The organism is Pseudoalteromonas sp. SR45-5 (genome assembly GCF_014163565.1).
In the GTDB taxonomy this organism is placed as follows: Bacteria; Pseudomonadota; Gammaproteobacteria; order Enterobacterales; family Alteromonadaceae; genus Pseudoalteromonas; species Pseudoalteromonas distincta.
The window spans coordinates 1-7,135 of the sequence record NZ_JACJDN010000156.1 but is presented as its reverse complement, the minus strand read 5'-3'; the positions used below and the strand labels follow the sequence as shown (position 1 = coordinate 7,135).

The following is a 7,135-nucleotide window of genomic DNA, read 5'->3' as shown; positions in this document are numbered from 1 at the left end:
TCTTAGTCCTAAACCAAAACCTAAAAAACGATTTGTCATAAACTTCCTTAATAAGCCTGAATAATAAACACATCGTTCAAGCTTATTTTATGCGTTCGATAAATTGGTATTAGCTACCTACAGAACCACCAATATCACCACATGCTTTTGCAGGCATTGATACAAAACCGGTGCCTTTACATGATGCATGTCCAGCACAAGCATTATTAGCAGTCTTACAATCGTTATGACCGCCACACACATTTACATCGTTACAATGTACTAAATCTGCTTTAGCTACACTGCCAACCCATTTATCTTTTACTGTACCGCCAACGTCAGCACATGATTTTGCAGGCATTGCTACAAAACCAGTCCCTTTACATGACGCTTGACCTGCACATGCATTCTCAGCTGTTTTACAATCGTTATGGCCACCACATACATTCGCATCATAACAATGAACTAAATCAGTTGTTGCGCCATTACTAGCAACTGCACTTGATGTTGCCGTTTCTGCCTCTGTTGCATTACAACCAACTAAACCTGCTACCATTACAGCCATTGCTGCACCTGTAAACTTTTTCATTTTTTAATTCCTCTAAGTGATATAACTCTTAGCAAGACCGCTAAAGCGAAAATACTATTTCAGTGGAGTGATAATAAACCAAAAAAATTCACATTTTGTTCACTAATGTCACTTTATATTTCTTTATTAGCAGGCAGTTTTACTCTACGATTTTTTACAATATTTCACACATTTAGCTAAAAATAGTATGTTAATGTATACAGGTAAATTAAGAGGAGTGCTCAGTGCGCCGCAGTATAATTTTAAGCTTTTGTTTTATTTTAAGTGGGTGTAGCACAATGGGTTTTAATGACCTATTTAATGACTATGCCACACAAATGACACCAATAAGAAATGCGATCGAGAAAAACAACATCGAAGAAGCGCAATCCCTTATTGCTAATAATAGCACCCTGCACAGCAGCTACTTACTCAACCAACTTGAGCAAGCTCGTTTAAACGACTTAGCAAATACACCAGATGATGCACAAAGTAAATTTGAGAACGTGTATACGCAAATGCAAAAAAAGCGTGAAGCCGCCAAAATACAAGTTAGTGCGGGCCTTGAACAAAGTAACGCTTTATTTACCAACGACTCAGCAATAACTTATGTGCCACCCGCTTACGAAATGAGCATGCTTCATAGTTATAAAGCACTTAACTACGTGTATAAAAATGATGTTGAAGGCGCATTGGTCGAAATTCGCCGAGCTAATAAAGTACAAGTTGATGCGCTTAGCGAGAATGAAGCAGAAGTAGACTCAACCGTTAAAGAAGCTCAGCAACACTACCCAAGCATGAGCAATGTAACCAGAAACATAAAAAATGGCTTTCAAAATGCCTACACATTTTACTTATCTGCTTTGCTTTACCAAAGTGCTAAACAATACGACGACGCCTATATCGATTATAAAAAAGCATTGGCTATACAACCTAACAATATTTATTTACAGCAAGATGTGATGCGCCTTGCTAAAAAACAAGGGTTTGACCAAGATCTAAATGAATTTAAAAAACGCTTTGGCGATACGCCCACTATTTCTTCATCACAAGGCGAAGTAATTGTTTTATTTGAACAAGGATTAGTACCAAAACAAGATGAATTTAAACTGCGCTTGCCAATTTATTCATCACGTGGCGATGCACGCTTTTACAGCTTGGCGATGCCGGTATATAAAGATAATGCCTATGTGCGCCGCCTTAACAATATAAATATAGATGCACAAAGCTTGGCGCTTAGCCCACTGGTACACATTGAGGCACTTGCAGCTAAAACTCTAGAAGATCAAATACCTGCAAAAGTCGCTCGCCAAGTACTCAGATTAGTAGCCAAAGAGAAAGTACGGGCAGAACTTGCTCGCAGTGCCGGTGATGTAGGTAACATACTTGCTAATATTTATAATTTGGCGTCTGAGCAAGCTGATACACGCAGCTGGCTTACACTTCCAAATCAAATAAGTGTCGCAAGGCAAAGCCTAAATACAGGTGAGCATTCTCTGCATATAGGCACACAAGCACCCATAAATTTTACCATTAGTAAGCAAGGGTTAACGTTAATTTACTTAACCTCTATTAATAACTACTTTAATTACCACGTAGTTCAACTTTAGGAGCCATCATGAAATACATAGCGCCATTATTAGCAGCCTTAATGCTCAGTGCATGTTCCAGCCAACCGGTTACATCGGGTATTTCTGTTGAACAAAATAAAAACCAGTTTAATGAGCAATTACGTGTAGATAACCCAGAGCTTGGTAAAAAGCTGGCCATTACTGATGTGAAAACACGTCAAACTAACCAGTTAACCGATGTGGTAGTGACACTTTCGAGCCAGTATAAAAAATCACAGTATTTACAGTATCAATTTAATTGGTTTGATAAAGACGGCTTTGTTATTAAAGGCAACCACTCACCTTGGCAAGCACTCACCTTATTTGGTTTTGCAAAAACACAATTACCGGGCTTAGCACCGAGCTCTGATGCGGTTACCTTTTCTTTAGCAGTAAGAGAAGTGTCTACCGAATCACAAGAATTTAAAGATTAAAGGAAACAACCATGATCATCAGTAACAAATTTAAAACAGCATCAACTTACGCTTTAGTTGGCCTGAGCGCTTTAGTATTAAGTGGCTGTGCTAATAAAGCCGTAGTAAGTTATGGCGACGCACAAGCAGTAGAAACAACCGATATTAATTTTGGCTCTACCGACTTACAAAAAGTAGCGAGCCAAATGACCGATTCATTACTCAGCTCACCCGTTGTTGGCACAATGACCGCTAATAAACGCCCCGTAGTATTTGTTGAGCGTATTAAAAATAAAACTAGTGAGCACATTGATACTGAATCAATCACCGATTCAATCTCAACGCAAATGCTACGCAGTGGTAAGTTCCGTTTTGTAGATATGACGCGTGTTGAGTCAGTACGTGAGCAATTAACGTTTCAAAACGAAGATGCCCTGGTTAACCCTGCAACAGCCGTTGCATTTGGTAAACAAATTGGCGCGCAATATATGTTATACGGAAATTTATCGAGCATAGTTAAATCAAATGCCGATAAATCAGACGTATACTATAAATTTACGATGCGTTTAATGGATATGGAAAGCGGCCTAGTTGAATGGGCTGACGAAACTGAAATTCGTAAAACTAAACAAAAATCGACATTTGGTTGGTAGTTACTAAGCCTTTACGGGCTAATAAGCCCATAAAGGCTACCAATAGGAGATTATTATGAAAGCTATAATATTAATAATGTGTGCCCTACTTAGTGTGAGCGCGCCAACTTTTGCTCAATACGAGCGCAATAAAGCAGTCCCTGTGCAGCAAGTTTTATTTGGTGACGTAAAATCGGTACGCAATATTACCGAACAAGAAATCATTCAAGACAAAAACAACGGCTGGAAAACCTTCGGCGGTGCATTACTCGGTGGTGTTGTAGGCAACCAGTTTGGTGGCGGTAGCGGCCGCACAGTAGCAACAATATTAGGCTCGGTAATTGGCGGCAGTGTTGCACACAATAGGCAGCAGCAAAGTCATTATCAGCAAAATCATTTTGTAGAGTTATTAATACAAGTTGAAAACGGCGACCAGTTTATGGTTGTTCAAGACCAAGACCAATCAATGCGCTTTAGCAAAGGCGATAACGTAAGATTAGTGTACTTGAACGACAACACGGTGCGTGTAGATAAAGCGTATTAGCCAATATATTCATGACTAAAGTAAAAAAACGAGCCAAATTTGGCTCGTTTTTTTACTTTTTAAATAACTATACTTGGCGATAGTCTTTAAAAAAACGCTTCATTTTTAACATCGCATCCGATAAATCATCTTTGCTTGGTAAAAATACCAATCTAAAATGATCCGGCTCGGGCCAATTAAACGCCCTGCCATGTACAAGTAATATTTTTTCGGCTTTTAGCAAATCGTACATCATCTTTTCATCATCTTTAACGTTAAAAAGTGCTGTATCTACTTTGGCAAACGCATAAAGCGCGCCTTTAGGTTTTTTACAACTAATGCCTTCAATAGCGTTTAACCCGCGCCATGCTATATCGCGCTGCTCGTATAAGCGCCCGCCTGGGTTAATTAAATTATCAATTGATTGCACGCCGCCCAACGCTTGTTGAATTGCATATTGCGCAGGTACATTTGCGCACAAACGCATAGATGAAAGTATTTCAAGACCTTTGCGTAAATCATCCATTACCGAGGTACGACCGCTTAGCACCATCCACCCCATTCTTAGCCCCGCTGCACGGTAGGTTTTTGCTAAACCATTAAAAGTAATGATTGGTACATCATCACACAGTGAGCCGATTGAAGTATGCGTTATACCATCGTATAAAATCTTTTCGTAAATCTCATCGCTCAATAACAGCAGTTTATGTTCACGCGCTATATCAATTAATTGCATTAACAAATCATCACTGTAAACCGCACCTGTCGGATTATTAGGATTAATTAATACCAAAGCTTTAGTTTTAGACGTTATTTTGCTTTTTATATCTGCAATATCCGGAAACCAATCTTGCTCTTCATCACATAAATAATGCACCGGATTACCACCCGATAATGTGACAGAAGCAGTCCAAAGTGGATAATCTGGAGCTGGAATAAGCACTTCATCGCCATTATTTAATAGCGCTTGGGTGATCATCTGAATAAGTTCGCTTACGCCATTACCAATATATATGCTATCTACATCTAAATTATGTAATCCACGTTGTTGATAGTGCTGATAAATAGCCACGCGGGCTGAATAGAGGCCTTTAGAGTCACAGTAACCTTGGGCTGAATATAAGTTGCGGATAATATCGCGGTGCATATCTTCTGGCATATCAAAACCAAAAGCAGCAGGATTACCTATATTCAATTTTAATACTTTTTGACCTTCGTCTTCCATTTTTTTAGCTTGTGCTAAAACCGGCCCACGAATGTCATAACATACACCTTCTAATTTGTGACTCTTTTTAATATCAGACATTTTTACCTCTTTAGGGCGTATTGACTTTATGGATTAAATTTGTTCAACCTAGGGGCGATTTAATCGCGGCGCGAGATTTGTAACCTAGTGGGCTAAGTAAAAATTGAGTAACAAAGAGAAAATAGCCCCTAGGAAGAACCCTCTGGGCAATGCGTGTTTGGATTTTATGTGTTGTTATCGCCTATTTATGTGGAAAAACCACACTGCATAGGCTCTGCCTAACCTAAAAACCAGACACTCGTTGCAAATTCAATCCCGAAAGTTCAACACGCCCTAGTGAGTCTTTAGACTAACCTAGTAAAGGCGTAAAATGCCAGTCAATTTAGGTGCTTAATACTGAAATAAATTCACGTTTCGGCTTCAATAATTAACGAGATGCTAACCATTCATTTAGCTTAGCTTGAGAGCCTGTTACTTGAGCCATTAAGCTATTAGATGCGTCGATAGCTTCAGCTAAGTTATCTAGGTTTAAATTTTGTTCAATAACACGCGATACTTCAGCAAGGCTTATAGCTCCAAACTGCGCCGCATTCGATTTTAAGCTATGGGAGTGGCGAATAGCTGCTTCTTTATCTTTACCAATGGTTGCTAACACTTCTGAGCCCAAACGTTCAAACTCTGAGCAGCAAAAATCAAGTGTATCAGCAAACTGCTCACCCAATAACGATTCCATACTCTCTAATGCTGATGTATCAATATTTATTTCTGCCATATTTTAAGCCCTTAAAACAATCCATGTAAGTTACAGTTTAATAGTACTACTTTATATTGATGCGTAAAAAAAACCAACTTAATTACCTTATAAATGTATAATTGCGAGGAACATACTGGCAACAAAAAGTTTATTAAATGGCACGCACACTTTGTAATCATTGTAACTTTTCAATAAACACCTGTATTTGCAACGCAATTACAAATATAAACAACAAAGTTACGGTTATTATTCTACAGCACCCGAGTGAAGAAAAAATAGCAAAAAATACCGCTAAACTACTCAATTTATGCCTAACTGATTGCCAAATAATCAAAGGCGAAAATAATGATGACTTTTCCATACTAAAAACACTGCCAGTAAGCTCAACTGTTTTACTCTACCCTAACGAACACGCTGTAAATTTAGACGATAACACTGAGCAGCCAAATGTAAAAAACATCACCCATTTAATCGTGGTTGATGGTACATGGAAAAAAGTCTACAAAATTTTGCAGCTCACCACATTACTAAATCAATTTAAAACGGTCAGTTTTAAACAGCTACCTAAAAATCGTTATGCTATTCGTAAAGCTCCTCGGGCCGACAGCCTATCCACACTTGAAGCTGTAGCGCATAGTTTGTTTTTAATAGAGCAGCTAAATCCCGCACCACTTTATAATGCGCTAAATGAATTAATACAAAAACAAACCCAACACATGCCTGAGCACGTAAAAGCACGTTACTTAGATTAAATTCGTTACTATATGAAACTTGCAATGCGTAACTACCCTAACAGACTAAAACGTGGCTTTACTCGCCAAGGACCCGACTATCGCTTTGACGACCAAGTCGACTTTAGCGATATAAGAGATACCTTCGGCTTTAGGTCAATGGTCGTTGGTAAATGGGTAACTAAAGAAGAGCGCTACATTAGCGCCAATTTAATTTACGATGCACTGGCCGACCTTGCACAAATACTGCATTTACCACCTAAAGCAATTGGCCTGCGCGGGAAGCTTAACTTTGCCTTTGGGCATGGCGGTCAAAAAGGCGTACAAGCGCATTATAACGCAGCTTCACAAACCCTTGCTTTAGCTAAAAATGCGGGCGGTGGCGCATTGGCTCACGAATGGTTTCATGCATTTGATCATCATATAAGCGAGCACTTATTTGCTGCAAAACCTCGCTTTGGTTTTGCATCAAAGCTTTGGCTTTCAAACACACCTAATTTATCGCACCCACTTAATAATGCTTTGAACAGTTTTTATAAACATGTATTTTTAGATGAAGATGGTATTGATGCAAATAACTTTGTACAAACGTGTATAGAACACGATAAAGCCCACAATATGAATTATATGAGCATGCCCGAAGAGCTTGCAGCACGGTGTTTTGAAGCCTGTATTGAAG

General features: G+C 38.9%; 9 protein-coding genes. 6 read left to right on the top strand and 3 right to left on the bottom strand.

The window, feature by feature from the left end:
• Positions 1–109: 109 nt before the first annotated feature.
• Positions 110–568: a hypothetical protein gene (locus H5072_RS08015; RefSeq protein WP_024595110.1), complete on the bottom strand. Its 459-nt coding sequence runs from the start codon at positions 566–568 to the stop codon at positions 110–112.
• 224 nt (positions 569–792) lie between these two features.
• On the opposite strand from H5072_RS08015, the gene H5072_RS08010 reads away from it, so the two are divergent.
• Genes H5072_RS08010 through H5072_RS07995 form a run of 4 tightly spaced genes read left to right on the top strand, consistent with a single transcriptional unit; the run spans position 793 to position 3,746 of the window.
• Positions 793–2,157, top strand: coding sequence for a COG3014 family protein (locus tag H5072_RS08010; RefSeq protein ID WP_182693202.1), 1,365 nt, complete (start codon positions 793–795; stop codon positions 2,155–2,157).
• An 8-nt stretch (positions 2,158–2,165) separates the two neighbouring features.
• Positions 2,166–2,591, top strand: coding sequence for a YcfL family protein (locus tag H5072_RS08005; RefSeq protein WP_002959678.1), 426 nt, complete (start codon positions 2,166–2,168; stop codon positions 2,589–2,591).
• Between the two features lie 11 nt (positions 2,592–2,602).
• Positions 2,603–3,223 carry a penicillin-binding protein activator LpoB gene (gene lpoB / locus H5072_RS08000; RefSeq protein WP_182693201.1) on the top strand — a complete coding sequence of 207 codons (621 nt, stop codon included), beginning with the start codon at positions 2,603–2,605 and terminating at the stop codon, positions 3,221–3,223.
• 55 nt (positions 3,224–3,278) lie between these two features.
• Positions 3,279–3,746, top strand: a complete 468-nt coding sequence (locus tag H5072_RS07995; protein ID WP_002959676.1) for a glycine zipper 2TM domain-containing protein — start codon at positions 3,279–3,281, stop codon at positions 3,744–3,746.
• Between the two features lie 67 nt (positions 3,747–3,813).
• Here H5072_RS07995 and H5072_RS07990 read toward each other — a convergent pair whose 3' ends face one another.
• Positions 3,814–5,031, bottom strand: a complete 1,218-nt coding sequence (locus tag H5072_RS07990; RefSeq protein WP_024597609.1) for a pyridoxal phosphate-dependent aminotransferase — start codon at positions 5,029–5,031, stop codon at positions 3,814–3,816.
• Positions 5,032–5,398: 367 nt separating this feature from the next.
• The gene (locus H5072_RS07985; RefSeq protein ID WP_182693200.1) at positions 5,399–5,743 is read right to left on the bottom strand and encodes an Hpt domain-containing protein; all 345 of its coding nucleotides are present in this window, start codon (positions 5,741–5,743) and stop codon (positions 5,399–5,401) included.
• Between the two features lie 137 nt (positions 5,744–5,880).
• Here H5072_RS07985 and H5072_RS07980 point away from each other — a divergent pair, with 137 nt between their 5' ends.
• Both H5072_RS07980 and H5072_RS07975 read left to right on the top strand, forming a co-directional pair.
• Positions 5,881–6,477 (top strand): tRNA-uridine aminocarboxypropyltransferase, encoded by a 597-nt coding sequence (locus H5072_RS07980; RefSeq protein WP_024597610.1) that lies wholly within the window; start codon positions 5,881–5,883, stop codon positions 6,475–6,477.
• 24 nt (positions 6,478–6,501) lie between these two features.
• Positions 6,502–7,135, top strand: a 634-nt coding sequence (locus H5072_RS07975; protein WP_182693203.1) for a CLCA_X family protein, incomplete at its 3' end; no start/stop codon positions are given.

Coding starts and splice junctions, on each gene's coding strand:
- H5072_RS08015 (WP_024595110.1), bottom strand. CDS start 568: ATGAAAAAGTTTACAGGTGCAGCAATGGCTGTAATGGTAGCAGGTTTA.
- H5072_RS08005 (WP_002959678.1), top strand. CDS start 2,166: ATGAAATACATAGCGCCATTATTAGCAGCCTTAATGCTCAGTGCATGT.
- lpoB (WP_182693201.1), top strand. CDS start 2,603: ATGATCATCAGTAACAAATTTAAAACAGCATCAACTTACGCTTTAGTT.
- H5072_RS07995 (WP_002959676.1), top strand. CDS start 3,279: ATGAAAGCTATAATATTAATAATGTGTGCCCTACTTAGTGTGAGCGCG.
- H5072_RS07990 (WP_024597609.1), bottom strand. CDS start 5,031: ATGTCTGATATTAAAAAGAGTCACAAATTAGAAGGTGTATGTTATGAC.
- H5072_RS07985 (WP_182693200.1), bottom strand. CDS start 5,743: ATGGCAGAAATAAATATTGATACATCAGCATTAGAGAGTATGGAATCG.
- H5072_RS07980 (WP_024597610.1), top strand. CDS start 5,881: ATGGCACGCACACTTTGTAATCATTGTAACTTTTCAATAAACACCTGT.